General features: G+C 65.9%; 21 protein-coding genes. All 21 read right to left on the bottom strand.

Annotated elements, in window-relative coordinates:
• Positions 1–148: 148 nt before the first annotated feature.
• Positions 149–2,416 carry a rhamnogalacturonan lyase family protein gene (locus LL962_RS10835; RefSeq protein WP_228316894.1) on the bottom strand — a complete coding sequence of 756 codons (2,268 nt, stop codon included), beginning with the start codon at positions 2,414–2,416 and terminating at the stop codon, positions 149–151.
• Between the two features lie 800 nt (positions 2,417–3,216).
• A complete protein-coding gene (gene tagH / locus LL962_RS10830) occupies positions 3,217–4,557 on the bottom strand; it encodes a type VI secretion system-associated FHA domain protein TagH (protein ID WP_228316893.1) in 1,341 nt (446 codons plus the stop codon).
• Positions 4,558–4,828: 271 nt separating this feature from the next.
• Positions 4,829–5,377 carry a DUF6931 family protein gene (locus LL962_RS10825; protein WP_228316892.1) on the bottom strand — a complete coding sequence of 183 codons (549 nt, stop codon included), beginning with the start codon at positions 5,375–5,377 and terminating at the stop codon, positions 4,829–4,831.
• Positions 5,374–7,338 carry a type VI secretion system Vgr family protein gene (locus LL962_RS10820; RefSeq protein WP_228316891.1) on the bottom strand — a complete coding sequence of 655 codons (1,965 nt, stop codon included), beginning with the start codon at positions 7,336–7,338 and terminating at the stop codon, positions 5,374–5,376. The genes LL962_RS10825 and LL962_RS10820 overlap by 4 nt, the downstream gene beginning before the upstream one ends.
• A 149-nt stretch (positions 7,339–7,487) precedes the next feature.
• Positions 7,488–8,819 (bottom strand): tetratricopeptide repeat protein, encoded by a 1,332-nt coding sequence (locus LL962_RS10815; RefSeq protein ID WP_228316890.1) that lies wholly within the window; start codon positions 8,817–8,819, stop codon positions 7,488–7,490.
• 208 nt (positions 8,820–9,027) lie between these two features.
• The gene (locus LL962_RS10810) at positions 9,028–9,315 is read right to left on the bottom strand and encodes a PAAR domain-containing protein (protein WP_029218002.1); all 288 of its coding nucleotides are present in this window, start codon (positions 9,313–9,315) and stop codon (positions 9,028–9,030) included.
• 69 nt (positions 9,316–9,384) lie between these two features.
• Entirely contained in the window at positions 9,385–11,913 is a 2,529-nt protein-coding gene (locus LL962_RS10805; protein ID WP_228316907.1) for a serine/threonine-protein kinase, read from the bottom strand.
• On the bottom strand, positions 11,892–12,431 hold the full coding sequence (gene ecfK / locus LL962_RS10800) for an ECF-type sigma factor EcfK (RefSeq protein ID WP_104587790.1): 540 nt from the start codon (positions 12,429–12,431) through the stop codon (positions 11,892–11,894). The genes LL962_RS10805 and ecfK overlap by 22 nt, the downstream gene beginning before the upstream one ends.
• 201 nt (positions 12,432–12,632) lie before the next feature.
• Positions 12,633–13,355: a ThuA domain-containing protein gene (locus LL962_RS10795; RefSeq protein WP_228316889.1), complete on the bottom strand. Its 723-nt coding sequence runs from the start codon at positions 13,353–13,355 to the stop codon at positions 12,633–12,635.
• Positions 13,356–13,505: 150 nt separating this feature from the next.
• Complete coding sequence (locus tag LL962_RS10790; protein WP_228316888.1) at positions 13,506–14,342, bottom strand: hypothetical protein; 837 nt, start codon at positions 14,340–14,342, stop codon at positions 13,506–13,508.
• 302 nt (positions 14,343–14,644) lie between these two features.
• On the bottom strand, positions 14,645–15,133 hold the full coding sequence (locus LL962_RS10785; protein WP_228316887.1) for a hypothetical protein: 489 nt from the start codon (positions 15,131–15,133) through the stop codon (positions 14,645–14,647).
• A gap of 210 nt (positions 15,134–15,343) precedes the next feature.
• A complete protein-coding gene (locus tag LL962_RS10780) occupies positions 15,344–16,147 on the bottom strand; it encodes a hypothetical protein (RefSeq protein WP_228316886.1) in 804 nt (267 codons plus the stop codon).
• 33 nt (positions 16,148–16,180) lie between these two features.
• Positions 16,181–16,396 (bottom strand): hypothetical protein, encoded by a 216-nt coding sequence (locus tag LL962_RS10775; RefSeq protein WP_228316885.1) that lies wholly within the window; start codon positions 16,394–16,396, stop codon positions 16,181–16,183.
• A gap of 90 nt (positions 16,397–16,486) precedes the next feature.
• Complete coding sequence (gene tssH / locus LL962_RS10770) at positions 16,487–19,228, bottom strand: type VI secretion system ATPase TssH (RefSeq protein WP_228316884.1); 2,742 nt, start codon at positions 19,226–19,228, stop codon at positions 16,487–16,489.
• Positions 19,229–19,284: 56 nt separating this feature from the next.
• Complete coding sequence (tssG, locus tag LL962_RS10765) at positions 19,285–20,319, bottom strand: type VI secretion system baseplate subunit TssG (RefSeq protein ID WP_228316883.1); 1,035 nt, start codon at positions 20,317–20,319, stop codon at positions 19,285–19,287.
• Positions 20,283–22,166, bottom strand: a complete 1,884-nt coding sequence (gene tssF / locus LL962_RS10760) for a type VI secretion system baseplate subunit TssF (RefSeq protein ID WP_228316906.1) — start codon at positions 22,164–22,166, stop codon at positions 20,283–20,285. The genes tssG and tssF overlap by 37 nt, the downstream gene beginning before the upstream one ends.
• A 1-nt stretch (position 22,167) precedes the next feature.
• On the bottom strand, positions 22,168–22,671 hold the full coding sequence (gene tssE / locus LL962_RS10755; RefSeq protein WP_104587798.1) for a type VI secretion system baseplate subunit TssE: 504 nt from the start codon (positions 22,669–22,671) through the stop codon (positions 22,168–22,170).
• Between the two features lie 6 nt (positions 22,672–22,677).
• On the bottom strand, positions 22,678–23,472 hold the full coding sequence (locus tag LL962_RS10750; protein WP_228316882.1) for a type VI secretion system accessory protein TagJ: 795 nt from the start codon (positions 23,470–23,472) through the stop codon (positions 22,678–22,680).
• Between the two features lie 208 nt (positions 23,473–23,680).
• A complete protein-coding gene (locus LL962_RS10745) occupies positions 23,681–24,184 on the bottom strand; it encodes an Hcp family type VI secretion system effector (RefSeq protein ID WP_104587800.1) in 504 nt (167 codons plus the stop codon).
• Positions 24,185–24,267: 83 nt separating this feature from the next.
• Complete coding sequence (tssC, locus tag LL962_RS10740) at positions 24,268–25,761, bottom strand: type VI secretion system contractile sheath large subunit (protein WP_228316881.1); 1,494 nt, start codon at positions 25,759–25,761, stop codon at positions 24,268–24,270.
• A 4-nt stretch (positions 25,762–25,765) separates the two neighbouring features.
• Entirely contained in the window at positions 25,766–26,275 is a 510-nt protein-coding gene (gene tssB, locus LL962_RS10735; RefSeq protein WP_008572540.1) for a type VI secretion system contractile sheath small subunit, read from the bottom strand.
• Positions 26,276–26,545 lie beyond the last annotated feature (270 nt).

Below are 26,545 nucleotides of genomic sequence, written 5' to 3'. Positions count from 1 at the left end.
CCTGTCGGCTACAAAGGCCAGATGCGCTGATGCGGCCACCTCGGGGAGGCTGCGCACCGCCGGTCAGTCCAGCCGCTGGCAGCAATGAAGAGGCTGACGCCATGCTCGCCACCACTGGTCCCGGTGGCGGGCATGGCGTCAGGCAACGCTATTTCTTACCGATCAACACCCAGTCGATGTTCGCCAAGTCATTGCCTGTCGATTCAAAGCTCAGTGTGTTTCCGCTGCCCTTGGCGAAGGGCATCTTGATGGTCAGGTTGGACCAACGGCTCCAGCTACCTGTCGTGGGGAACGTGATCGGGTAGGTCTTCCCGTTCAAGCGATAAATGCCGCTTCTACTGGAACCGCCATTTGCGAAGCGGATGGTCACGTCCTTGGTTCCGCCGCCTGCAACGTCCACGAACGGGAACTGCGCCACACCACCATTGCCGGGAAAAGTCACGAAGCCGGTCCCGGTGTATCCCGATGCATTACTGGTTGTCGACTTCGCGCCACCGCTCAATACCGCCGTTTCGGCCTGAAGCCAGCCGTCACCGGCGTAGTGGATCCTGGGCCGAGGCGAGGCGCCCATGCCACCGCCGAAGTAGTAGTCGAGCAGCGGGGATTGCAGATACCCCTTGATGGTCATGTGATTACGATAGGCGGGGTTGTGCGCCATCGTGTAATGGCGCCTGTCGGTCGGGATCTGGGTGCTGAACATCAGCAGCTCGGTGCCAGCGGCGTTGATCGCCACGACCTCGGTACGCCAGTCACCGATGATGTCGCCGAAGAACATCGGGTTGAAGCCGTCCCAGAGGGCTGCGCCCTGGTTGGTAAGCAACTCGTAGCGGCCCACATGCCCGGAGTCGCGTGGCTTGAGTGGGTCCCACTTCTCGATCTTGGGCCCATTCAAGCCTTCGTTCAGTTCATCGCCATCCCACCAAATCGAATGGGTCGGATACGGCGCCAGATCCGATGGCTCGGTGCGCTGGCCGGTGGCACCGTTATGGATGCCGGAGAACGACCAGGCCTCATAGCCCGGAAACCGTGCGTCGATATCGCCCACCAGTCCTCGGCCCACATCGACGGAGGTGCCGTCGTTGGTACTGTGGGTCCACAGGATCGTGCCCTTGGTGGCATCGTAGTAATACTCGAGCAGCCCGCTGGGGTTGTATTGCTGAATGCCGTAGCCCTGCAAACCCGGACGATCCTTTTCGAACTTTCCGATGTAGAAGCGATCGCCGTGCACCACACCCGGCAAGCCGTATCGCAGCGTGCCATTGCTGTTGATAGCGAAGGTGCCAGTCATGACTTCGTCTTTGCCATCCCCATCGAGATCGATGATGCGCAGCTGGTGCGAGGGCGCCAACCCAAGGCCAGACGTCCTGGGCCACACCCAGTTGGTGGTGATCTGCTTGCCGCCGCGCCAGCTCCAGGAGGCGAACACGTCATTGAAGGAGTGGTCCTTATTGCGGTTACGTCCCCAGAACATGATCGAGGGGGTCATCCCGTCGACCGAACCGATGCCAAACTGGGTTCCCAGCCTGCCTGCGGAAGCAAAGTCGGCGGGAAATGGCGTTGACGCCAATAAGGTGCCTTTTTGTCCATCCAGGATCGCGACTGACTGGTCCTCGTCGGTTGCGGCAGTGAACGTCTTACCATCAGCGAATTTGACACCGTTGGCTACCTTCAGCACGACTTCGGCCTTGCCATCGCCGTTCAAGTCGTAGACAGTGACGCCGTCATACATGCCCGTGCTCAAGGTCGCCGAACCGGGTCTGATGCGGTAGATATTGCGGCTGTTGATACCCATGTCGATGCGCCACAGGTGGGTGCCGTCCATCTTGTAGGCATCCAGGTATTGGTTGCTGAGTGACAACCCGTAGTCCGCTGGATTCTGGGGCGGAATCCGATCCAGCACAAACTCGTATTGCCCGTCGCCATCGAGATCGCCCACCCACACGTAGCGGGTGTGGTAGCCGTCGCCAGGGGCAGTGCTGAGCGGAATCCGCACCAGCGGTCCATTCGCGTCGGCCTTCAGTTCGAACTGTCCATCGGCGGGCAGTTCGGTCCCGCCAACCACAGGTCGCACGCTGTAACTGTTGCGTCCTGCCGGCGCGGTGGTGTCGCTGAAGTTGGTGCCCTGGGTGAGCGGGGCCGCATTCAATTTCGTTGCAGCCTTGCCATCGGTGGAGCGGTAGACGTTGAAGGCAATGCCATCCGGGTCCAGCCCCAGCAGCCGCCACGACACGAAGACGCCGCTGGAGGTGCGCAGTGCGACGACACCGCGGTCCAGCGCTTCCATCGCGCGCGGTCCGGCGACGTTTGGAATGCCGTTTTCTGCCAGAGAGCCTGCAAAAGCTAGACAAGGTGTGATGGCGGCTGTCAGGACGAGCAGCCGCAGCGGCATGCCACGCATGCGTGAGCGATAGTTCATCAGAGTGATCTCATGAGAGCGCTGCAGGAGACTCCCGCTCTCGCAGTGCCGTGAAGATGTGTCGAACGACACTGCATCGCTCTTTCCCCTTAAGCGATGGCGCCACCCTAGAGCGGTCTGCCGACCTGGCGCGGCGGTATTTAGTCACACGTGGGATGACGCGACAACCCGCCATTGAGTGATATACCTCTTATTTGCTGGCATGCCGCCATTCAAATATCAGATAGCTCATCGAGAGGATCGCATCGGCGTTTGCAAGTGCGGCATGCAATGGCCGTGAACGTCGCACATATGACCGGATACGGCCACAAGTGACGCTACGTACCCCTACAACTGCGCCTGGTTAATTTCGCTATTGCCAACTGCCGCGTAGCGCAAAACGGCGTGTCAGTGCTGGTGGGTCGAAGCATCACGAACGTAGTCGCCGCCGCCCTGCGCTGTTGCATCCTGCAGACCAGCAAACGCGTGTCGCCGACGACCTCTGCTCACGGCCTCTGGCCTGGCTCGGCTACTCGGGACCAGGCAGTCATCGGTGTTGCGCATACGTATCCGGCGAGGGCGCAGGGACAGCTCCAACCACAGCCGCCGAGGCATGTCCGGCAGCACTGTCTTGTCAGTACCAGCTCCGCCCATGTGGCATGCAACGATGCCCAGCTGACATCGAGCAGTGCTCTGCCTTGCCACTCATCGCTTGTGCAGGCATAGCAGCGCAACTCGCATGCTTCCTCGATTCGGGTCGGCAGGCAGCCCGATCGCGATGCCATCGAACCGCCATTGTGTCGATCGCGTCCGCGCGACCCTCACCCCCCCTGCGATCCGCGCGCCGCAGGCTGGCGCCGTGCCGACTTCAGGCGTGCCAGCTGCGCCTCGTAGGCGCGGGCGAATTCGTCGCCGAACAGGCGCCGGAAGCACTCGTCCGGGTCGCCGCGCAGCTGTTCGAACTTGTCGCGATAGCGCTCCCAGTAGCGCCCCTTGCTACCGAAGCTCAGGCGCTTGCCGCCGGCGTCGGCCTCCTGTTCCAGCCGGTCCGGGCTGAAGTGGAACAGCATGGCGTCGAAGGCCGCACGCATGCCGGCCAGCATGGCCATCTGATGGCAGCGGATATCGTCGAAGGCGTCTTCGAAGGCCGGTACGCCGGACAGAAACGCAGGGCTGGGCGGGGCCAGCAGCTTCTGCAGCGCGTCTTCCGCGGTGGCGGCGAACTTGAGCGGATTGTTCTCCGAGCGCTGGATCACCGTGACCGGCAGGCGGAAGGTGTTCTTGATCTCCGCGCGTGCGCGCAGCACGTCCATCACCCCGTCCACCACGATGGCGAAGATGCGCTCCAGCTCGGGTGGCAGTTGCAGCGTCGGTGCGGCGGCGTTGCCGGGCGTTGGCTGCGCCGCGAACGCCGGCGCGGAAGCGGCCTGCGCTGCGTGCGATGGCGTGGGCGCGACCGGTGCGAAATCGCCCAGAGTCATGTCCCAATTTTCCGGCAGCGTGGCGCGCACATCGCCGCTGGCCGGCGGACGGAAGTGATCATGACTGGCGCTGCTGTGATTCCAGGCGCCTGGCGCCACGCTGGGCGCGGGAGCGGGCACGGGGTCGAGCAGGCGCAAGGGATCCAGTTCGCGCGGCGTGCGGCCCGCAAGCAGACCCTCCAGCGGATCGTCGATGGCCCCATGCGCGGCCGCTGGTGCAGCGAAGTCCAGCAGGTCGAACGGGCTGTCGGCGATTGCCGCGCGCACTGGCGATGGCGGCGGCGCGACCTGGGTGCGGTCGTCCATCGCATCCAGCAGCGGGTTCGCTGCCGGCGGCACCTCGGGCGCGGCTGCCGGTGCCGGTGCCTGCACCTGCACCTGGATCTCGAAACTGTCCAGCTGCAGGCGGTCGCCATCGCTCAGCGCGCACGGGTCTGCGCGGGTCAGGGCCGCGCCGTTGAGCGACATACCGTTGGTGCTGCGGTCCTCGATGAAATACATGCCGTTGAGGAAACGCACCACCGCATGCGTGCGCGACACGCCTGGCGCTGCCAGCACCCAGTCGCTCTCGTCGGAGCGGCCGATGCTGCCGCCACTGCCTGAAAAACGCTTCTGCGCGCCGGCGCCGAACTGCGCGGCCTGCGCACCGCTGACGGTGAGGATCAACTGCGAACTGGACACGACACGGGCTCCTGCAGATAGGGTACGGCGCCATCGAAAGACGCCTTGCAACCGACGCGCATGCGTCGGCGGTAACGAACGGGTGCCACCCGCAGCGCCGCCAGGCCAGACGACCACTGCGCGTGAGCGCCTGCGGCACCGCTGACACGTGCGGCGCAGGCGCCTCGCGCGGCAAGCCGGACGCCTGCGCACCCCATCGCTGCGTCGCACCGCCCCCGCGCGCACCGCAAGCCGATCACGCTGCGACGCAGGAAGATGTGCCGCAGCGCGCTCATGGCGTCTGCACGTTGGCCAGCAGTTCCAGCGCATGTGTGGCATATCCGCTGCGGCGCGTGGCCAGTGCGGCGGGCTGGCGCGCAGCGAGCAGGGTGATGGCCGCCGCCACCGCACGCGCGGTCAGATGCTCGGCCGGTGGCACTGCCGTTGCCTGCTGCGGCGGCGCCAGGCTGCCGCCGGACCAGGCCACCGCTGCCGCCAGCCAGGCGCCCAGGGAGACATAGCCGCCCGCGTGTGCAAACGCCTGCGCCGCGCGGCGGTGCGCTTCGCTGGGCTCGCGCACCCACTTCTCCGCCAGTGCGGCACCGGCGCGATCTTCCTCGTCCAGCGCTTCGCCGCGCACGCACTGACACAGCCAGGCCACTGCGTAGCGCTTGGGCAGCAGGCGCGCGAGCAGCTTGATCGCGTCCTCGTCGTGACCGTGCGCCAGCAGGGCGCGCACCGCCGCCTGCGGCGCGATGGGCGCTGCCAGCTGCGCGCGCGCCGGCTCGGACACCTGCATGTCCGCACACGCCTGCGCCAGCGAGAGCGTGGGCGCACTCATCCGATCATGATCAGGCCGCCACCGACCTGCACCAGGGCATCGGCCTTGATGCTGACCAGCGGGCCCTTGAGCGTGGCCGAGGCGCCGGCTTCGGCGCTGAGCATGCCGCCCGAGGACAACTTCAGCGTGCCGTCGCCGGCCACTTCGGTGGCAGGCGATTTGGCCTGCAGCTGTGCGTTGGCGATCAGCTTGATGGCGGTGGAGGTGGTCTTGGCCTCGGAGCTTGCATCGATCAGGATCTTGACCCCGCTGAGCACGATGTCGCCGTTCTGCTTCATCACCAGCCGCGCACTGCCGGTCACCAGCTCGATCTCCTCTCCAGCCTGCAGCAGCAGCTTCTTGCCGACATCCACGCTGTCGTTGTTGTCGATGCGCGCATTGCGGTCGTGCTTGACCGTGAGTACCTGGTCGTTGTCCACGCTGGCGGTGTGGTCGTGTTGCACCGCTTCGCGCAGGTCGCGTTGCGCGCGCAGGTAGATCTCTTCGGCGCCGGCCTTGTCGTCGAAGCGCAGCTCGTTGAAGTCTGCCGCACCGCCCAGCAGGCTGCGACTGCGCACGCCGCTCTGGGTCTTGTTGTCCGGTAGCGCGAACGGCAGCGCGTGATCGGCGTTGTAGACGCTGCCCACGATCAGCGGGCGGTCCGGGTCGCCGTCCAGAAAGCTCACCACCACTTCCTGGCCCACCCGCGGCAGGCTCATCGCACCCCAGCCCTTGCCTGCCCACATCGAGGCCACGCGCACCCAGCACGACGGTGCGCCATGCGTGCGTGCGGCGCCGGCCCAGTGGAAGGTGACCTGTACGCGGCCATGCGCATCCACCACGATGTCTTCGTCGGTATCGCCGCTGACCACTGCGGTCTGCAGGCCGGCGATGCTGGGCGTGGGCGTGCGCGCCAGGCTGCGAAACGGCAACCGGCTTTCCATCACCTGCACGCTGCTGGAGAACGGCGGTTCGTTGCCGTGCTCCGGCGCTGCCAGCGTGGTCTGCGCCGACAGCACCAGGTACTCCTGATTGAGCGCGCTGCGCGGATGGCCGTGCAGGGTGAACAAGGCGCCGACCATCAGCCCGCAGGCATTGGTAGTGGCTTGGTGGCTGGCGCGCTGCACGTTATGCGCCTCGGTACGCACCTGTGCGTAGCGGCTGCCGTCTGCCTGCAACGCATGCGAGCCGGGGTAATCGAACACCGCCAGGCCATCCACCGGATGCAGGCCGGCGCCGCTGGCGTCGCACTCGGCCGCCAGCGAGACGCGCGGCTGCTGCGGATCGTAGTCGGTGACCGCATGCCGGGTGGAGTGCAGTGCGCGCGCGGCACGCCACTGACTCACCACCGAGCGCAGGATGCGCCGGTTCTCCAGCTCCGGTGGCACGTACGGCAGGCTGTCCACGCCATTGCGCTGCGCGTGCGCGCCCAGCGCATCGCACAACACCATGGTGTGCGCGCTGCGGCTGTGGGTGAAGTAGTAATAGATGCCTTCCTGCTCCAGCAACCGGCTGAGGAAGCTGAAGTCGTCCTCGCGGTACTGCACGCAGTAGCTGCGCTTGGGATACTGCGTGCTGAGTTGCTGCTGCACATCGCTGTAGCCGATCTCGGCCAGGACGCTGGTGACGATCTCCGGCACGCTCAGATCCTGGTAGATGCGGCAGTCGCGGCGCTGGGTGAGCAACCAGGGCCGTGGCACCAGGTGCAGGTCCAGCGCGGTGTAGGAGATCGCATCGACAACGGTGATCCCGGCCTGGGCGCAGGTGGCCACGATGCCGTGGTACCAGCGCTGCTCGCCCGCCGCGTCGGCCAGCTGGACGGCCATTGGTGTGCCGAGCAGCGCGCCCAGGTCAGGCTGGGCATCCGTGCAGAGGGCGTCGATGCGGTAGTCGAACAACTGCCCCAAGCCCTCGTGCGCCTGCATGCGGTGCAGCCACAGGCGGTCGCCAAGGTCGGAGTGCAGCGTGATGGTGCGCGGCATCGAAGCATCCACAGGTGGGTAGGCAACGCGGAGTGCGCCGGTTCGCAGCGCTGGATCGCCGGCCTGCGCGAACCGCTGCGCGCCAGTCACCACCCCTCACTGCCGGGCCATGCTCACATGCGGGCCGCAGGCAAAGCCGACATTTCGTCTCAGCGCTGCGCAGGCCTGCGCGCGGTCACGACCCAGCCGTGCACCGGCTGGCCACGCTCGCTACGCAGCACATCCAGCGCGATCTCCACCGGTTGCAGGCCGGCACCGTGCAGCGCGGCCAGCACATGTGCATGGCTGTGCTGGTAGCGTCCGCTGGCATCGAGCGCGACCCTGTCGCTGTCTGCGTCCAGCGCCTCCACGGTGAAGCCGAGCACGCCACCCGGTCGCAATGCAGCGGCCGCCGCGGCCAGCACGGTGTGCAGCGCACCGAAGTAGACCAGCGTGTCTGCCGAGGCCACCACATCCCAGTGTGCAGGCGTGCCCTGTAGGTAGGCGGTGAGTTCGGCGACCTCCAACGCATCGTAGCCGCCGCGTTGACGCGCCTTGGCCACCATGCCGGGCGACAGATCCACACCTACCAGCCACCGCGCGTACGGCCGTAGCAGTGGCGCGCACAGCCCGGTACCGCAGCCGGCATCGAGGACGGTCAGTGCAGCGATTGGGGCGGGCAGGCAGGCGGCCAGCGCCTCGGTCAGACGCTGCGGTGCGCGGTACTCCAGGTTGTGCAGCAGCTGTTCGTCGAAGCTGTCGGCAAAGCCATCGAACAGCTCGCGCACATAGGTGTCGCCGGCACGCGGCGGCGCTGCGGCGCCCCCGCAGGCCGCGAGCATATGCGCGGCCACCGCATTGCCCGGGTCGCGCGCCAGCCACGCGCGGTACACCGCCTGCGCCTGCACATGCTCGCCAAGCAGATAGAGCCCGGTGCCCAGTGCCTCGCGCGCCGGCAGATGCTCCGGCGCCAGGGTGCAGGCCTGCTGCAGGCACTCCATCGACTGCTGCAGATGCTCGGCGCCCTGCGCGTTGTTGCGCAGGAACAAGCCCAACAGATAATGCGCCTGCGCCGAGTCCGGATAGGTGTGCAGCAGCGCCGCATAGGTCACGAAGGCTTCTTCCGCGCGGCGCTGCGCTTCCAGCACCGCGGCCAGGTTGGCCAGCGCATCGGCATGCGCCGGTGCCAGCGCCAGTGCGCGGCGATAGCACTGTTCGGCTTCGCCCAGGCGGCCGCATTCGCGGTGGATATTGCCCAGGTTGTTGCAGGCGTCCGGCTGCGCGGGATCCAGTGCCAGCGCCTGGGTGATCGAGGCCACCGCCGCAGCGCTCTGCCCGCGCTGGTGCAGCAGCACGCCATGGAAATGCTGTGCAGCCACATGCGTCGGCTCTGCATCCAGGACCTGCCGGTACAACTGCGCCGCGCGTTCGAACTGGCCGCTGCGGTGTGCCTCGATGGCATGTTGCAAGGTATCCGGCGGCAGGCGGGTGGCGGTTTGCATCGGGGCTCTCCAAGGGCGACAGGATGACGACGGAGCGACTGCAGTGCGGGTGCGTGTTCGACGATGTGCGTTGTGACCGGCCAGTGCATGCCGCGCGCCAGCGTTGTGCCTGTCGCAGGCGCAGTGCGTTCGCGGCATCGCGGCCATGGCGATGACCTGCACGCACGCCGCGAACGCGCAGCAACCGTCCTGCGTTGGGCGGCGGCACTCAACCGATCAATACGGTGAAGCAGCCCAGGGTGATCACCCCGCCATGTGCGGTGCTGTCGCCCAGGCGGGCGGCCGGCTGGCCGGCGATCAGCACCGTCGGGGCGCCGGCCACGATGCTGTCCGGCGGGCCGACACACACCGCCGCATCGCCGATGCGTGCGGCCGGCAAGCCACCGATCAGTACCGTAGGCGCACCGGGGCCGAGGATGGGACCACCCACGTGCGGCACCACCCCGGTCACCATCGGGCAGACGTGCAGGTCGGTCAGGCGTGCGGCGGGTTGCATGGCAACGCTTCGATGCAATGGTGGCGGCTACTGTGGCCCGCCTGTTCCGCGCTCACCCGACAATTCGTCTCAGCGCTGCGCCACCACCGAGGTGCTCGCTGCGTCGGCGTCGGCGGGCGCCGGCGTTGCCGGTTGTACCTGCGCCAGGGTATGCCGTGCAGCGCGCAAGGGTTCCTCGGCGTTGCCGAAGATGCCGGTGAGGATCTGCACCGCCTGCTGCGCATGCACGCGTGCGTCGGCTGTCTGGCCCAAGGTGCGCTCGGCCTCGGACATGCCGCGCAGGATCTCGGCGGTCTGCGGGTGCGCACGCCCCAGCACCTGCAGCGACGCGGCCAGCGCGGCACGCTGTTCGGCCAGCGATTGCGCTGCCTGCCCGGCATCCAGCAACCAGAAGGCGTGGTTGCTGCGCGAGGCGATCGTCTCGGGCGCCTGCTCTCCGAACACCGTGCGCGCCCGTTCCAGTGCCGCCCGGTAATGCGGGCCGGCTTCGGCCACCTTGCCCTGCTGCCGCAACGCGCCGGCTAGGTTGCCTTCCACCATCACGGTGTCGACGGCGTTATCGCCATAGAGCTTGCGGCTGATCTGCAGCAGTGGCGTCAGTTCGGCCTCCGCACCGGCGAAGTCGCGCTGCATCAGCAGATACACCGACAGGCTGTTGCGCATCGACAGCACCAGCGGATGCTCGGCCCCGTCCAGGGCGATGCGATCGCGCAGCAGGGCGCGCTGCAGCGTGATCGCCTGCGCCAGTTGCCCCACCTCGGCCAGCATGCCGGCATAGACATTGCCCGCGTTGATCCGCTGCCCCGCGCGCGTGGCGGGGTTGGCCAGCGCCGCCACGTAGGCATGCCGGCTTTCGGTCATGGCCTCGGCAATCCGGCCCTGATCGCGCAGGGTCCAGGCCAGCCACCCGCGCATGTCGTTGGCCATGGTCTGCTGCTGCGCATCGCCACGCTGCGCCTGCGCAATGCCTTGCCGCAGCACCTGCACGGCCTGCTCGCGCTTGCCTGCACCGCGTAGCGCCTGGCCCAGCATGGAGGTGGCTTGCAACGCGGTCAGACTGCCCGCACCCGCGCTGTCCTGCGCCAGGCGCTGCGCGGTGCGCAGATGCTCCACCGCCTGCGGATACTTGGCCAGCGCAATCAGGGTACGGCCCAGGGTCAGCTCGACATCGGTGCGCGCGTCGGGCTGGCCGGCCAGCTCGCGTGCCGCACGCTGCGAGGCCTGCTCCAGCACCCGCAGCATCAGGGTCTTGTCCAGATCCTGCGCCACGCCCGGGTCCACGCTGGAGAGCACCGAGGTCATGAATTCGCCGGTGACGCGTGCGCGTTGCGCATCGCGCGCGGCCTGCTGCAGCGACCACAGCGTGGCGCCCAGGCCGGCGACCGAGGCGACCGCCGCCAACCCTCCCGCGAGCACGCCGCTGCGGTGACGCTGGACGAACTTGCGCAACCGCAGCCAGCGGCCGGCCTGCAGGGCACGCGGCGGGTAACCATCGAGCCAGCGGTGCAGATCGTCCAGCAGCGCGGACACCGACGCGTAGCGTGCGCCCGGCTGGGGGGCCAGGGCGCGCAGCACGATCGCATCCAGGCCGTCGCGCAGCTGCTGCTGCAGCCGCGCATGGGTGGTGGCGCGTGCCGCACAGATGCGTGCGCGTGCATCCGCCGGCACCGTCGCCACCCGTTGCGATGGCGGTTGCGGCAGGCCGTCGCTGCCGGCCACCGGCGCCAGCCCGCAACTCAGTTCGTAGAACATCGCACCCAGCGCATAGATATCGCTGCGTGCGTCCACGTCCTGCGCCCCACGCGCCTGTTCCGGGCTCATGTAGCCGGGCGTGCCACGGCCATGCGCCGAGGTCAGGCCCGGGTTGGCCGCATCGATGGCGATGCCGAAGTCGATCACCCCGGGCATCGGCCGTCCGTCGATGTCGCTGACCAGCACATTGCTGGGTTTGAGGTCGCGATGGATCACACCCTTCTGATGCGCATGCTGCACCGCCTCGCTCACCCGCAACATCAGCAGCACGCGCGCATGCAACGACAGCCGGTGTTCGTCGCACCACCAGGTGATGGGCTCCCCGCGCAGATACTCCATCACCAGGTACGGCCGGCCCTGTGCATCGGTGCCCACGTCGTGGATCTGCGCGATGGCCGGGTGCACCATCTGCGCCAGCAGCCGGCATTCGAATTCGAACAAGGCCCGGCCCTGCGCGTCCAGCGCGTCGGCGGCCACCAGCTTGATCGCCACCTCGCGCTCGTAGGCACCGTCGGCGCGGTGGCCCAGGTACACCTGGCCCATGCCGCCGGCACCGAGCAGGCGGTCGATCGCCCACGCGCCGAAGCGTGTCCCCGCCGGCAGCTCCGGCAGCGGAGCATGCAAGGTGGCCACGGCCTGCTTCAGCGGCCCCCGCACGCGCAAGGTGGCCTGCGATTCCACCGCCAGCATCGCCAGCAACTGTGCGCGTAACGCCGCGTCTTCGCCGGCCTGCTCCCACGCAAAGGCATCGCGTTGTTCCGGCGGCAACAGACACGCCTGATGGAACAAGGCCTCCAGCCGCTGCCAGGTGGTCGCAGCCGTACTCACAGCTGCGCCGCCAGCCAGACCCGTGCAAAGCGCAGGTCGCGTTCCAGCGTGGGCACCGAGACATCCAGTTGCGCGGCCGCCTCGGCCACGCTGAAACCCACCAGCTCGGTCAACGCGAACGCACGGGCCTTGCGTTCGTCCACCTGTGCCAGCTTGTCGAAGGCATCGGCCACCAGCATCAACGCCTCCGGCCGCGCCGCGCCATCGGACAGGCTGATGGTCAGCGTCACCGCCTGCCCCAGCCGCTTGGCGCTGGCCTGCTGACGCGCCAGATCCACCAGCAGGTGCCGCATCTGCAAAGCGGCCACAGCATAGAAGTGCGTGCGCGAACGAAATGCCTGCTGGCCTTGTTCCAGTCGCATCCAGGCTTCATGCACCAGCTCGGTCGCCTGCAGGCCGGTGCGCCCGTCGCGGCGCAGCTCGCGCAGTGCGGTGGCACGCAGCACCTCGTAGACCTGGCGCGCCAGTGCGTCGCCCGCCCCTGGCTCGTCGCGCTGCCAGGCCTGCAACAACTCGGTGATCGGCAGCTCCGCCATTGGCCTCATCTCGCCTGCGTGAGCGCGCAGTATCCCGCATTGGCGAGCAGGCGGAACAGGCGAGACGTAATGGTTTAGCTGGCTGGGACTCGGCGACAGACAAGCGGCGGCGTTTGCAGCGACCTAGACCGTGATGGTCGGAGCGTTGCCGGCCATCTTCGCACGCTTGATCGACGCACCCGATCCATCCGGCCGACGCGCCTAGCAGCCAGGCTCACGCCCGGCCGCATAGCGCAGGCCCTGCCGCAGCTGGGCCAAAAACTCTGCATTCGCATACACCGCCGCATCGTGGCCCAGCCCGGTGTACCAGGCACGGCCACCGTCGAAGGCATGACACCAGGCGATGGGATGGTCGGCGCCCATCGTGCCGCCGGCATACAGCCGCTCGTCCACCGTGGCGATCACCTGCACCTGCCCGCGCGGATTGTGCCGATAGTTGTAGATCTCGTCGGTGATCGGCCAGCTCTTGCCGACCGCCTGCCCCTCTCGCTCAGGCTGCACACGGGTGGACTGCAGCCCCGGCGGATGCCCCTTGAACCAGGCCCCGACCAACTGCCCGTACCACGGCCACTGGTAGCCGGTATCGGCGGCCGAATGCACGCCCAGAAAGCCACCACCCCGACGAACGAATCCTTCGAACGCCTGCTGCTGCGCCGGCGCCAGAATCTCCCCGGTGGTGCTGGCGAACGCCACTACGCGATAGCGCGCCAGGTTGTCGGCAGTGAAGACCTCCGCGTCCTCGCTATGGTCGGCCGCCATGCCCTCCTCAGCCGCCAGCTGGCGCAATGTCGCCACAGCCGTCGGAATCGACTCATGCCGGAACCCGGCGGTCTTGCTGAAGATCAACATCCGCTCCGGAGCGGACGCGGCCGTGGAGGCGAATGAGGCGAGCATGCAGATCAGGGTGAGCAGAAGTCTGTGCATGCGGGCATTGTTGCGCAATCCTGCTCTGGACACACGACCGTGGCGACAAGTACCTGCGGCTGCCACCGATGTTCGATCGCACCTTCGATATACGATACCGATACCCGGCAAGCCATCAGTGAACATGCGGGCAAGATCTCGGTAAGCCGCTCATTTTTTCGACTGGTCCTTTGACCCCGAACCATCCGTGTGCGGCACGCTTGTGTCATCCGGTACAGACAGGCGCCGCATGTAACTTACGCTGCGGCCTTCGTAGCGTCCGCCACCGGTAGGGCGAAAGGCCGATAGCGATGACCGCTCATAAGTGTCCTCACGCACGATGAATCCTCCCGGCGAGCGACCCACGAATCGCTCCAGATTGGTATCGGCCGCCTGATTGGCCTGCGTCGGCGCATGCACCGTGCTACCGGGCAAACCGGTAAAACTATAAGCCGACTGATGAGTTTGCTCGTAGCGCAGGTTTGGAACTGGCAGCTCCTCGCCGGTGGACATCGGCGGAGGACTTCTTGGCCGCGGCGTGTCGTTTGCTGTCCTCGTACCGGAGTGATCGGCACCGGTGACCTCGGTGTAGGTCACGTCCTGTCCCGTGCGGTAGCCGGTATTCGCAGTTCGACTACTGAAATGCAGCATCGATCTGCCGGTACTCCTGGAGCGCTGCAGCATCTGCTGCGCCAGTGCAGGCAGCTCATCTTCACTGGCGTAGGTTCTCGCCGTGCTATCGATGGTTCTCTCGATCTCCCGACGCGCCTGTGTCGACGTGTAATACCTTCCATCATTCCCTTGGGTCAAGGGTCGATAGAGCGACGGCGTGACGTCTCCAACGATCAGCGTTGGCCTGTCATGTCCATATGCGGAATTCAGCAGCGCCCCCATCTCGGACTGCGCACGCTGCTGAATCCGCGCCGATCTCTGCCGCTTGACGACACCGTCATTGGAAACGTTGTCGCTCCCTCGAGATAATCCGTTACCCTGACGCTTGAGCAGCATCCTGCGGCGACTACAGGTGGGCATATGGTCGTGCGCACTTCCGTACAGCTGCTGACCGCATTCTTCGCAAGACGCCATGACAATGCTCTCCGGTTCGACTCATCGATATCTACTGAACGCGCCGCGTTGCAGCGCTGCGCCGCCAAGATCACATGCCCCACAGTGGAACCAACGACGACGCCGGGGCGATCAATCAGACGCGCCATCGACGGGATAGGCCATATGCCCGGTGTGTCGACTGGCCCACGTTTGTCATTGATCTCAACACATTCCCAATGCGCGTTACGCCCCTGATTCCGGCGTCATGCGCAAAGATGCTTGGCTGCGGTTTGCCAGGCTCCCACCTCCCCCGGGTGATCGAAGGAGTAATAGATTTCCTGACCAGGTTGCAAGAGGTTGTCCAGCGCGCTCTGACATTTAGTACAAGGCGACATCTCGATGTACATCGCCAGAATTGTGGGAATAGAGGGTTCGTCGGCAATTGCGTTCCATAAGGCGGTCAGTTCGCCGTGGGCGCAGGCATTTGCGACATCGACCCCGTTGACCTTGAACGGGATGCGAATGCGGCTATTTCCAAAGACGTTGTCGACTTCTCCTCCGTGCGTTATGTACGCCACGAAGGAACAACATGAGCCCGCACCGATACCGGTGATACCGCCATTGTCCCTGGACTGGACGACTTCGCGCTTCTTCCGCAGGCACGCCTGGACCACACCATTGGCGCTGTTTATATCGTAGGGAACCTTGATCAAAACTGGCATTTCATCACTCCTCTGTTGATGGCGATCCATCGCTTCTGCATCCCTTCTCGATATCCGTGTCTGCGCGCCTTTCCATGACTGCCCGCTCGTGGCTGTCGGTAGGCTACCGAAGCGCATGTATCGCACAGCGACGCTTCGCTCAGCTGGCAAATTTGGAGATGACATCGCTACGGAGACGGCGGAAGCGGAGCGGAAACGGGCCAGGTCGATTTGGAAAATAACCTGACACCTTTACTCCGACTATGGCCCGGTGTTGTAGACAATTTCGTTTCCAACATCCGCTGCTGAGCCGACCGCCATACCGATGGCCCTGATCGTGTACAAAATCTCGACGCTGTTTCTGGTCTCGGGAATTCCTGTGATTAGGGTCGGAATCGTCTTGCTCCACTGGTCCTTGGATCGCCGACTCTCCGGAATGGACATTGTCAACCTCAACCCTGAGTCTGCAAATGACTTTGTCATACGCGAGGTTTCGTCGCTCGACAGATCTGGATCAAAAGCGAGGCGCCGGGGAACGACATTGGCCAGACAATGCAGTGCGAATCCTCGATTATTCAAGGCAACCCACGTTCCTGCATGCAAATGCAGACGAATCCTCAGATCGGTACTTTTCTTTGGCTCGCCACGCAACACCTTGGCAACATCCTTTATTTCCTTATTGGCAACCCACTCCGGCTGGCCAACGTAATGGCTTTGGAAGTGCCGATTAACGGTGTACTGGCTGAAGCCTATTGTGCTTATCTTGAGCGGACGGCATCCTGCATCCCCGCTCAGCCTCTCAACCAACACCTTGCGTGACGTTGTTCCTGCAACGATTGCGTCTTTGTTGAAAATCAGTCCCTGCACGCGCCGAATGATCTCACCCAGCCACGCCCGGCGGTAGTCGAGTGCAAGTCCAGCCCACCTACCCTCCAGGCAATACGTTTTTAGATCCTCGCAAAGAGCAATACCCTCGTTTCTTTCCGCACCGCTAAGCTTGTTGTAGCTATATTCGATCAAGTCATCATAAGCGCTCTTGATCTCAGCTTCATTCACCGCTGGCATGTCAGGACCTATTGGAGTGCGCGTAAGAGGGAATCAACTGAATCTGAGCCTGAGTATGTCTGCTGTCTGGGCGACGGTGAGTCGCGCCATGCTCGCCATCCCGAGCACCAGCCTTGGAGAATGTCCGCTGACGACATATGCCGGATCGCTGTAGACGACGGTCATGGTCATGCAGCTGTTGATCAACGGATAGATAATATCTTCGCCATACGCGTGAAATGCGCCGGCCTGGCCCTCGATAAGCTGCATCACATACTCTCCTGGCCGAGTGCATCGTCAGTGGCATAACGGGAGCACCAGCTTCCAAGGGCCGCCCACGTGCAATACGCTTCAAGCCAGTCAGAACACATAGCGGAAGTCCTTATCGGTAGCGTCGACCCTTGCTCTCTTGATCGGCTCGCCCTCAATCAACCGGTCTAAGAATTCACGCGAAATCTCCGGCAACATCGAATTCGTCAAAATCGCATCGATCATCCGCCCGCCCGATTCGCTTTCGGTACACCGACTCACCACCAGCTCCACCACCGAGTCGTCGTACTCGAACGGAATCCTGTAGCGCTCCTCGATCCGTCGCTTGATCCGGTTCAACTGCAGCCGCACGATCTGGCCGAGCATGTCATTGCTCAGCGGGTAATACGGAATCGCCACCAAACGCCCGAGCAGCGCCGGCGGAAACACCTTCAACAAGGGCTCGCGGATCGCCTTGGCCATGCCTTCGGGATCCGGCATCAGTTCCGGGTCCTTGCACAGGCTGGCGATGAGGTCGGTGCCGGCGTTGCTGGTGAGGATGATCAAGGTGTTGCGGAAGTCGATGCGGCGGCCTTCGCCGTCTTCCATCCAGCCCTTGTCGAAGACCTGGAAGAACAGTTCGTGTACGTCGGGGTGGGCTTTTTCCACCTCGTCCAGCAGCACCACCGAGTACGGTTTGCGGCGCACCGCTTCGGTCAGCACGCCGCCTTCGCCGTAACCGACATAGCCCGGCGGTGCGCCCTTGAGCGAGGAGACGGTGTGCGCTTCCTGGTACTCGCTCATGTTGATGGTGATCAGGTTCTGTTCGCCGCCGTACAGGGTTTCTGCCAGGGCGAGCGCGGTTTCGGTCTTGCCCACGCCGGAGGTGCCGGCGAGCAGGAACACGCCGATCGGTTTGTCTGGGTTGTCCAGGCCGGCGCGGCTGGTCTGGATGCGCCTGGCGATCATCTCCATGGCGTGGTCCTGGCCGATGACGCGCTTGGCCAGCAGTTCGGGCAGGCGCAGCACGGTGTCGATCTCGTTGCGCGCCATGCGCCCGACCGGGATGCCGGTCCAGTCGGCCACCACGGCGGCCACCGCCTGGTAGTCGACCGTGGGCAGGATCAACGGCGATTCGCCCTGCAACGCGGCCAGTTCGGCCTGCACCAGTTGCAGGCGTGCCAGCAGCGTGTCGCGGTCCACGTGGGCAGGCGCTTCGAGTACCGCGGTGTCGCCGGAGGCGACCTGCTCGGCAGCCGCCTCCGCTTCCAACGCACTGCCAGTGCCTTCGACTGGCGCGTGGCCGCCACGCAGTTGCGCACGCAGCGACAGCAGCTCGTCGACCAAGGTCTTCTCGGCCGCCCAGCGTTGTTCCAGCTCCTGCAGCCGGCTGTGCTCGCTGGCCAGCAGGCCGGCACATGCAGTAGCGCGCTCGTCGACCACGATACCGATGGCACGCTCGCGCGCGATGATGGCGTGCTCGGTGTCCAGCACTTCGATGCGGCGGCGGCTATCATCCACTTCGGCCGGCGTGGCATGCAGGCTCACCGCCACGCGTGCGCAAGCGGTGTCGAGCAGGCTCACCGACTTGTCCGGCAACTGGCGGGCGGGGATGTAGCGGTGACTGAGCTTGACCGCCGCTTCCAGCGCCTCGTCCAGGATCTGCACGCGGTGGTGCTGCTCCATCATCGAGGCGACGCCGCGCATCATGCGCACGGCCTTGGCCTCGTCCGGCTCGTCCACCTGCACGGCCTGGAAGCGCCGCGTCAGTGCGGGGTCTTTTTCGATGTACTTCTTGTACTCGGCAAAGGTGGTGGCGCCCACCGTGCGCAGCGTGCCGCGCGCCAGCGCCGGCTTGAGCAGATTCGCCGCATCGCCGGTGCCGGCCGCGCCGCCGGCGCCGACCAGGGTGTGGGTTTCGTCCACGAACAGGATGATCGGTTTGGGGCTGGCCTGCACGTCGTCGATGACCGCGCGCAGGCGCTGTTCGAACTCGCCCTTCATGCTGGCGCCGGCCTGCAGCAGGCCCACATCCAGCACGCGCAGTTGCACGTCCTTCAATGCCGGCGGCACATCGCCGCGTGCGATGCGTTGCGCGAAGCCTTCCACCACCGCGGTCTTGCCGACACCGGCTTCGCCGACCAGGATCGGGTTGTTCTGCCGGCGGCGCATCAGGATGTCGACCACCTGGCGGATCTCGTCGTCGCGGCCGATGATCGGATCCAGCTTGCCCTCGCGCGCCTGTGCGGTGAGGTCGGTGGTGAATTTCTTCAGCGCTTCCTGCTTGCCCATCGCCGCCGGTGCGATGGCACCGCTCGCCTCGCCCGGTGCAGCGGTCTGACCAAGCGAAAATCCATCGCTGGGCAGCAGGCCCTCTTCCGGCGATCCGGCCACGATCTGCGCGAAATGCTCGCTCAGCGCCGCAGGCTTGAGCTTGTCGAACTCCCTGGAGATCGCCAGCAACGCATTGCGCAAGCCGCGCACGCTCAGAATGCCGACCACCAGATAGCCGGTGCGCACCTGCGCTTCACCAAAACTCAGTGAGGCATACACCCACCCGCGCTCCACCGCTTCTTCGACATTGGCCGACAAATCGGTCACGGCGGTGGAGCCGCGCGGCAGGCCGTCCAACGCGGCGGTGACATCGCGCGCCAGCGCGGACGGGCTGAGCTGGAAGTGCTTGACGATGCGGTACAGGTCCGAATCCTGCAGCTGCAGCAACTGATGCAGCCAGTGCACCAACTCCACGTACGGGTTGCCGCGCAGCTTGCAGAACACGGTGGCGCTTTCGATGCCGCGATACGCCAGCGGGTTGAGCTTGCCGAACAGGGCATTGCGGGAGATCTCGGCCATGATGCGTCCTTCGAAGTCGGTACGTTGCGTATGAGCGAAAGTGAGAGCCGTGCGGGTCAGCCAGAGGGGCGTAGCAACACGTCGTCGGCGATGCTCCAGGCACGGCGGCCGAGCCAGCTGTCCAGGCCCAGCCGGCTGTTGCGTGCCAGCTGCGGGGTGGGCACCTCGTCGGCCTTGAGCAGCAACTGCAGTTCCCAGCCGAATTCGTCGCCCAGATAGGCGCGCACTGCAGCGGTGAGCTGGCGCAGCGCTTGGCCACCGGGCAGGAAACGCTGGAACACGATGCGTGGCAATGGCCCCAGACGGATGCGCACGCGCTGCTGCGCGCCGCGCACCTGTGCGCCGACCACGCTATCCACACCCAACTGCGCAGTGCGTGGGCCCTGGCCCAACCGCAGCTGCGCGTCGGCCGGCAGCCGCATCCATTCGGCAATGAATTCCTGCACCTGCACCGGCCACTCGAACAATTGCTGCAGCAGGGCACGCAAGCCTTCCGGCGTGCGGGTGACCGCGCCCAGACGTCCGGCGTGGTACCGGCGCGCATCGTCGGGCAGTGCATCGCGCTCGCGCAGGTGCGGGCTGGCAATGCCCACCAAGGCATCCAGCCACGCGCGGAACTGGTCGGTTGCCGGGCGTTCGGCCTGCACGGCAGGCTGCGCCTGTGCCCAGGCGCGATAGAACAGGCTGAGCATGCGGTGATGAAACACATCGGCAAACGCAGCGAAGGTGCCGTCCTTGGCTTGCTGTGCACGCTCGATGGCGTATTCGGTCAGGTGCAACGGCAACGGGGCATTCGGGCCGAACAGACCAAGAAACAGGCTGTGCAAGGCGGCCGGCCGGTCTTCCCGCGCCGGCGTGTACCGGTCCAGTGCATGTGGAGCGAACGCCAGCGACGGCGTGTGGCGCAGGCGCACCATGTCGTCCGCCACACGGGCGGATTCGCCCAGGCGCGGATGCTGCGGATGGCAGCGCTCGAGCGCGCGCAAGGCCGCGAACGGGCTGAAATCCTGTGGGCGGGTCTGCAGCGCCTGTGCCAGCGCCGCAGCCGCCGCGCTCACAGGCGCGGGCGCGTGCCGGGCTGGGCTGGCCATCGGGCCACCTCGTTGCGCTCGGTGGTGCGCAGCACGGTTTCGGTGAAGGAATTCACCGAGACATAGCGCGCAAAGAAGTGCCGCAGCACCGCGGCCAGCAGGAAGGCGCCGGTGCCTTCGAACGCAGCATCCTCGCAGGTGAGGGTGATCTCCAGTCCGCGGCCGAAGGTGATCGGGCCGGGCACCGGAATGCGCCGCACGATCGGTGTGCCGCTCACCTGTTTGATGCCTTCGATCTGGCGTTGCGCGGCGGCATCGAACGGATCGCAGTACAGGGTGAGGATTTCGCGCAGCGCGGCCACGCCATTGGGCCCGTCTTCGAACAACGACAGGTAATTGAGCTGCAACTGGCTGAGCAAGCGCCAGGCGGTCTGCCCGTCGGAGAGTGCGGGGCGCGGCTTGGTCGGCCCGGCCACACAGCGCACGCTGTGCACCGGCACGCCGCTGTCCATGGTGAAGTCGGTCGCGCCCTTGCCCACCGGCATGTGCAGCGGCAGGTCGCGGTTGCTGCACCACAGCTGCAGGCCCAGCTGGCGCAGGCTGCTGGCCTGCGCCTGGTCATTGGCATCGACCAGGCTGACGAACACCTCGCTGCCCACGTAACTGGAGCGCGCGCCGTCGCGCCGTTGCCGCGCCGACAACACCCGCGGCTCGCGGCGCACGGTGTAGAACGCGCCATGCCGCGCGTGCCAGCTGCATGCGTCGCCGCCATAGAACGGCGTGTAGCGCTGCTCCGGCTCCTGACGGTCGCCGAAGCCTTCCACCTCGCCCAGGTGATGGATCTCGAAATCCATCGGCCGGGTGCGGTCGGCCAGCACGTGGTACTCATGCGCGCCAGGCTGCAGGTGGATGCGATCGGCACGGCGCGGGAACAGGTTGATCGCCGGCGTGCAGAACAGTTTGATGTGTTCGGCACTCAGCGCCGCCGCCAGGCTGGGCACGCTGCGCTCCAGCAGCACGACCAGCTCGACGCTGCTGCCGTGCAGGCGGCGCAGCGCAGGGCGCAATCCGGCGAACTCGGCGAACTGAAAGCGCTCCGGGCAGGCGAAGTATTCCTGCAGCAACCGATAACCGCTGAACGAGCGGCCATCGTAAGGAATCAATGCATCGGCGTCGTCGAAACCGCGCATCTGCAAGCTGTGCGCAGCCAGCATGGTTTCCACGCTGCCACCGCCGGCGTCGCTGCCACGCACCACCACCGCGCTGGTGTCGCCGTGCAGTTGTTCGTACAGCCGCTTGGGCAGGCCATCGGCACCGGCGAGGAAGATCGGCAGGCGATCGAGCGCCAGTGCCTGCACCTGTGCGCCACCCACCAGCTCCAGCCGCAGGCGGATACCCGCACGCACCGTGCGCCCTGCCGGCAAGCCGATGCCGGCGGCCGCCAGCGCGGCCGGCGAGTCCAGATACTTGGCTTCGGCCACCTGCAGCGGCCACAGCGTCACCGCGTGCGCGGTGCGGAACTCGCAGGCGGTGCGCTCGCCTGCGCCGATCAGGCTGCGCAGCGCGCTGTGGCGCGGCACCGTCACCCCGGCCGCCAGGCCGCTGTCCTTGAGGTCCGGCTGCAACTGCACCACCGCCATCGATGGCAGCGGCGCCAGGTAGTGCGGATAGACCATTTCCAGCAGGTGCTGGGTGAACACCGGATACTGCGCATCCAGCTTGAGCTGCACGCGCGCGGCCAGGAACGCGAAGCCTTCGAGCAGGCGCTCCACGTACGGGTCGGCACATTCGAAAGCGTCCAGCCCGAGCCGGCCGGCGATCTTGGGGTACTCGCGTGCGAACTCGGCGCCCATGTCGCGCACATGCTGCAATTCGCGGCTGTAGTACGGGAGCAGGCGCGGGTCCATGTCAGCCATGCCCTTCGACGACATCGAGCCGGCCGGTTTCCAGGTCCAGCGCGGTCTTCAGGTAGAGATTCAGCGGCAGCGGCTGCGCCCACATCTCCGATTCGATGGTGAACAGCAGCGAGCGCCGGTCCATGCGCGTGGTATCGGCATGCACGCTGACCCGTAACGTGTCGGGGATCAGGCGTGGCTCGAAGGCCAGGATCGCCTCGCGGAGACGCTGCTGCAGCGCCGCCGCATCGATGCCGGTGACCGCCACGCCGGCCAGATCCGGAATGCCGAAATTGAGCACCGAACGCTGCACCTGCGGATACGCGCCCAATGGATGGCTGGTATCCAGATTGACCGCATTCAACAACCACGACAGATCGCGGATCACGCACTCGCGCAGGCGTGTGGCCGAGATCACCCGCTGCTCGCGGCTCTCCTCGCATTGGCTGGGCGCGGCATCGGTGAGCCGGTCCAGCAGCGAGGGCTGCAGGCGTTCGGTGGTGGTGAGTTCGGCCATGTGCTGTCAGCCCAGATCGAACTGCAGATGGCGCACGTCCAGCAGTGCCACCTCGCGCGCGTCGGTGCTCCACATGCGCTGACCCAGGCCGATCTCGCCCTGCGCGCCCTGCGTCCACTCCGTGCGGCGCGCCAGCTGCAGCTCGCCCGCATCCAGATGTTCGCTGCCGGGATAGCGCACCGGCATGTAGGCCAGCGCCTGCCCGCCATTGCGCCACAGCACGCTCACCGGCGCCCACACGGTATCGCGCAGATCCACCGGCGGTTCGAAGCGCAGCTGATGGATCTGCTGCAGCGGCGCCCAGGCATAGCCGCTGTCGAGCATGAGTTCGATGCACGGACCGAAGCGCGTATCGGCGTCGGACAGCCATTCGAAGCGTTCGCCATCGAGCGCGCCTGCGCTTGCCGGCGCCAGTTCGAAGGCCTGCGCACGCAAGGCGCTCGCCTGCTCGCCATGCCCCTGCGCAGACAGACGCAAGGCCTGCAGATGCAACGCCAGCCACTCGGCGGGCTCGCCGATCACATGCGGCAACTGGGTGCCGGCAAACACCTGCGCGCGTGTCTGCTCGCCCTGCAACACGGTGAGATACGTCTGCACCAACGGCTGCATGGTGCCATCCAGCTCACCGCAGGCGCGCAGCTGGTCGGCCGCACGCGACCATTGGCCCAGCACGGCCAGCAGCTGAAACAGGAACACGCGCTGCGCGGCATCGGCCGGCTGCCGGCGTACCTGCTGCACCAGCTGCTGCAACGCCTGCGCCGGCTCGCCACGGGCAAGCAAGGTCTGTGCGGTGGCATCCATCGCGCATGTCCTCGTCGAAAAAGGGGGCGGCGCCGATCGCGGCACCGCCGGTCAATACCTGGCAGAGATCAGGGCAGCCAGCGCACTGCCGCGCGGCGTTGCCGGAACGGCGCAAGCGCGGCCGCGTCGCCAGCATGTCGTGTGGTACATGCTGACCTAGGACCTGGGCCGCGCACCCTGCGCTCGTGCGGTCTTAATGCGCCTGGCCCTACGCCTTGGCGACACCCTGGATGTCGTAGGTGAATTCCTTCGCGCCGCCCTGCGCCGCGCCCTTGTCGTCCTGCGGCTGGAAGCCGTACTTGAACTTGCCGAAGTGCAGGGTCACATTCTCGGTCAGACGGTCTTCGCCGCCGGAACCGCCGGTGGACAGCGAGGTGATCAGCACGCCTTCGCTCAGTTCCAGGGTGAGAAAGTCGCTCTGCTCGCCGGTGGCGTTGGTGACGTACAGCCAGGCGTTCTCTACCCGCGCGCCGGTGCACACTGCATCCAGCAGCGCGTTGGAGCAGCCGTCCACGTACTTGGTGATGGAGATGTCCTGCACGTGCGCCTTGCCGCCGCTGGCCGAACCGCCACCGGTGTGCAGGTCGCCGGAATTGCTCGCGCCCCACGACCACGCCAGGATCGGAATCTCGCCCTTGTGCTTCTTGTGGTTGGACGCGCCTTCGATCTTGACCTTGCCGCTGCCGAACTTGATGTGCATGTCGAACGCCATGGAACTGCTCCTTCAATGAAAGTGACAACACAGGGGTGGCGCAACGCGCGGTGGCATTGCGCCCATGACGCGGATGCGTCGGATCAGGCCTTGGCGGCCGAGGGCAGGCGCGAGACCAGGCGCAGCGACACGGTCAGGCCTTCGAGCTGGTAATGCGGCTTGAGGAAGAACTTGGAGCTGTAATAGCCCGGCGCGCCTTCCACTTCCTCCACCACCACTTCGGCCGCGGCCAAGGGCTTGCGCGCCTTGGTTTCCTCGCTGGAGTTGGACGGATCGCCATCGATGTACTGGGTCACCCAACGCGTCAGCCAGCTCTGCATCTGCTCGCGATCGGAGAACGAGCCGATCTTGTCGCGCACGATGCACTTGAGGTAATGCGCGAACCGGCAGCAGGCGAACATGTAGGGAAGACGTGCGCCCAGTGCCGCATTGGCGGTGGCATCCGGGTCGTCGTACTCGTCTGGCTTGTTCAACGATTGCGCGCTGATGAAGGCCGCCATGTCCGAGTTCTTGCGGTGCACCAGCGGCATCAGGCCCATCTTGTCCAGCTCGGCCGAACGACGGTCGGTGATCGCCACTTCGGTGGGGCACTTCATGTCCACACCACCGTCGTCGGTGGGGAAGGTGTGCGTGGGCAGCCCCTCCACCGCGCCGCCGGACTCGATACCACGAATGCGCGAGCACCAGCCGTATTGCTTGAACGAGCGGTTGATGTTCACCGCCATCGCATACGCAGCGTTCTGCCAGGTGTATTTGCCCGAATCGGCACCGGCGGTGTCTTCCTCGAAATCGAACTCGTCCACCGGGCTGGTGGCCGCGCCGTAGGGCAGCCGCGAGAGCGTGCGCGGCATCGCCAGGCCGATGTACTTGGAGTCTTCCGATTCGCGCAGCGAGCGCCACGCGGCGTAATCGGGTGTGGAGAAGATCTTGGCCAGATCGCGCGGGTTGGACAGCTCGTTCCAGCTGTCCATGCCCATCAGTTTCGGCGCGGCGGCGGCGATGAACGGCGCGTGCGCGGCTGCGGCCACCTGCGCGATGCCGTTGAGCAATTCCACGTCCGGCGGGCTCTGGTCGAAGTAGTAATCGCCGACCAGGCAGCCATACGGCTCGCCGCCGAGCTGGCCGTATTCCTGCTCGTAGACCTTCTTGAAGATCGGGCTCTGATCCCAGGCGGTGCCCTTGTAGCGCTTGAGTACCTTGCCCAGTTCCTTCTTGCTGATGTTCAGCACGCGGATCTTGAGCTGCTGGTCGGTTTCGGTGTTGTTGACCAGATAGTGCAGGCCGCGCCAGGCGCCTTCCAGCTGCTGCAGATCCGGGTGGTGCAGGATCTGGTTGAGCTGTTCGGTGAGCGTGCGGTCGATCTCGGCGATATAGGCCTTGATGGTCTGCGACACGTCCTCGCCGACCACATCGCTGCGCGCGAGCACCTGCTCGGCCAGCGTGCGGACCGCCGATTCCACTTCTTCCTTGGCGCGTTCGCTCTTGGGGCGGAACTCGCGGTTGAGCAGCGCGGCGAAATCGCCTTGCTCGCTGGTTTCGGTCGTGCTGGTCGCCAGTGCGGCTTCGGTGGCGGACATGGCGTCAGGCTCCTTCCGGCTCGGAAGCGGGCTTGGCCGCCGACACCAGCGACTGCAGCAGCGCCGGGTCGCGGATGGCGTTGGCGATCAGCTGCTCGGCACCGGCCTTGCCATCCATGTAGGTATCCAGGTTGGCCAGCTGGGTGCGCGCTTCCAGCAACTTGGCCAGCGGCGCGACCTTGCGGGCGATCGCTGCCGGCGAGAAGTCGTCCATGCTCTCGAAGGTGATGTCCACCGCCAGTTCGCCTTCGCCGGTCAGCGTGTTGGGCACCTTGAATTGCGCACGCGGGCGCATCGACTGCAGGCGGCTGTCGAAGTTGTCGACATCGATCTCCAGCGCCTTGCGCTCGTCCAGCGACGGCAGCTCGCCGGCATTGGCGCCGGACAGGTCCGACATCACGCCCATCACGAACGGAATCTGCACCTTCTTCTGCGCGCCGTAGACCTCCACGTCGTATTCGATCTGCACCCGTGGTGCCCTGTTGCGGGCGATGAACTTCTGACTGCTGGCCATGCCTGATCTCCGATTGAGCTTGCCCGTTGCGCCACCGTGTCGGGCACGGGCGCTGCCGTGTGGCTTGGATGTCGCCGGCCCGGCGAATGGCCTGCGGCCTGCGTGCGACGCCGGTGCTGCGGGCCATCCCGCAACTGCCGCGCACCACGCGGACCGAAGCGGCAGGCCGTGCGATGACGCTTTCTCAGCGCTGCGGCGAGTCTAGGAACGGCCCGCAACGCTCACCCGACAAATCGTCTCAATCGCATCGATGCGTGATGCCCCACCGGG

The sequence above is a fragment of the Xanthomonas sp. NCPPB 1067 genome (assembly GCF_020783795.1).
GTDB lineage: Bacteria > Pseudomonadota > Gammaproteobacteria > Xanthomonadales > Xanthomonadaceae > Xanthomonas > Xanthomonas melonis.
The sequence above is the reverse complement of the archived record's forward strand: the minus strand, read 5'-3'. Positions and strand labels throughout refer to the sequence as shown.

What these genes read in the sequence shown, in the direction of transcription:
- LL962_RS10835 (WP_228316894.1), bottom strand. Translation starts at nt 2,416, where the DNA reads ATGAACTATCGCTCACGCATGCGTGGCATGCCGCTGCGGCTGCTCGTC.
- LL962_RS10825 (WP_228316892.1), bottom strand. Translation starts at nt 5,377, where the DNA reads ATGAGTGCGCCCACGCTCTCGCTGGCGCAGGCGTGTGCGGACATGCAG.
- LL962_RS10820 (WP_228316891.1), bottom strand. Translation starts at nt 7,338, where the DNA reads ATGCCGCGCACCATCACGCTGCACTCCGACCTTGGCGACCGCCTGTGG.
- LL962_RS10815 (WP_228316890.1), bottom strand. Translation starts at nt 8,819, where the DNA reads ATGCAAACCGCCACCCGCCTGCCGCCGGATACCTTGCAACATGCCATC.
- LL962_RS10810 (WP_029218002.1), bottom strand. Translation starts at nt 9,315, where the DNA reads ATGCAACCCGCCGCACGCCTGACCGACCTGCACGTCTGCCCGATGGTG.
- ecfK (WP_104587790.1), bottom strand. Translation starts at nt 12,431, where the DNA reads ATGGCGGAGCTGCCGATCACCGAGTTGTTGCAGGCCTGGCAGCGCGAC.
- LL962_RS10795 (WP_228316889.1), bottom strand. Translation starts at nt 13,355, where the DNA reads ATGCACAGACTTCTGCTCACCCTGATCTGCATGCTCGCCTCATTCGCC.
- LL962_RS10790 (WP_228316888.1), bottom strand. Translation starts at nt 14,342, where the DNA reads ATGCTGCTCAAGCGTCAGGGTAACGGATTATCTCGAGGGAGCGACAAC.
- LL962_RS10785 (WP_228316887.1), bottom strand. Translation starts at nt 15,133, where the DNA reads ATGGATCGCCATCAACAGAGGAGTGATGAAATGCCAGTTTTGATCAAG.
- LL962_RS10780 (WP_228316886.1), bottom strand. Translation starts at nt 16,147, where the DNA reads ATGCCAGCGGTGAATGAAGCTGAGATCAAGAGCGCTTATGATGACTTG.
- LL962_RS10775 (WP_228316885.1), bottom strand. Translation starts at nt 16,396, where the DNA reads ATGCAGCTTATCGAGGGCCAGGCCGGCGCATTTCACGCGTATGGCGAA.
- tssH (WP_228316884.1), bottom strand. Translation starts at nt 19,228, where the DNA reads ATGGCCGAGATCTCCCGCAATGCCCTGTTCGGCAAGCTCAACCCGCTG.
- tssG (WP_228316883.1), bottom strand. Translation starts at nt 20,319, where the DNA reads ATGGCCAGCCCAGCCCGGCACGCGCCCGCGCCTGTGAGCGCGGCGGCT.
- tssF (WP_228316906.1), bottom strand. Translation starts at nt 22,166, where the DNA reads ATGGACCCGCGCCTGCTCCCGTACTACAGCCGCGAATTGCAGCATGTG.
- tssE (WP_104587798.1), bottom strand. Translation starts at nt 22,671, where the DNA reads ATGGCCGAACTCACCACCACCGAACGCCTGCAGCCCTCGCTGCTGGAC.
- LL962_RS10750 (WP_228316882.1), bottom strand. Translation starts at nt 23,472, where the DNA reads ATGGATGCCACCGCACAGACCTTGCTTGCCCGTGGCGAGCCGGCGCAG.
- LL962_RS10745 (WP_104587800.1), bottom strand. Translation starts at nt 24,184, where the DNA reads ATGGCGTTCGACATGCACATCAAGTTCGGCAGCGGCAAGGTCAAGATC.
- tssC (WP_228316881.1), bottom strand. Translation starts at nt 25,761, where the DNA reads ATGTCCGCCACCGAAGCCGCACTGGCGACCAGCACGACCGAAACCAGC.
- tssB (WP_008572540.1), bottom strand. Translation starts at nt 26,275, where the DNA reads ATGGCCAGCAGTCAGAAGTTCATCGCCCGCAACAGGGCACCACGGGTG.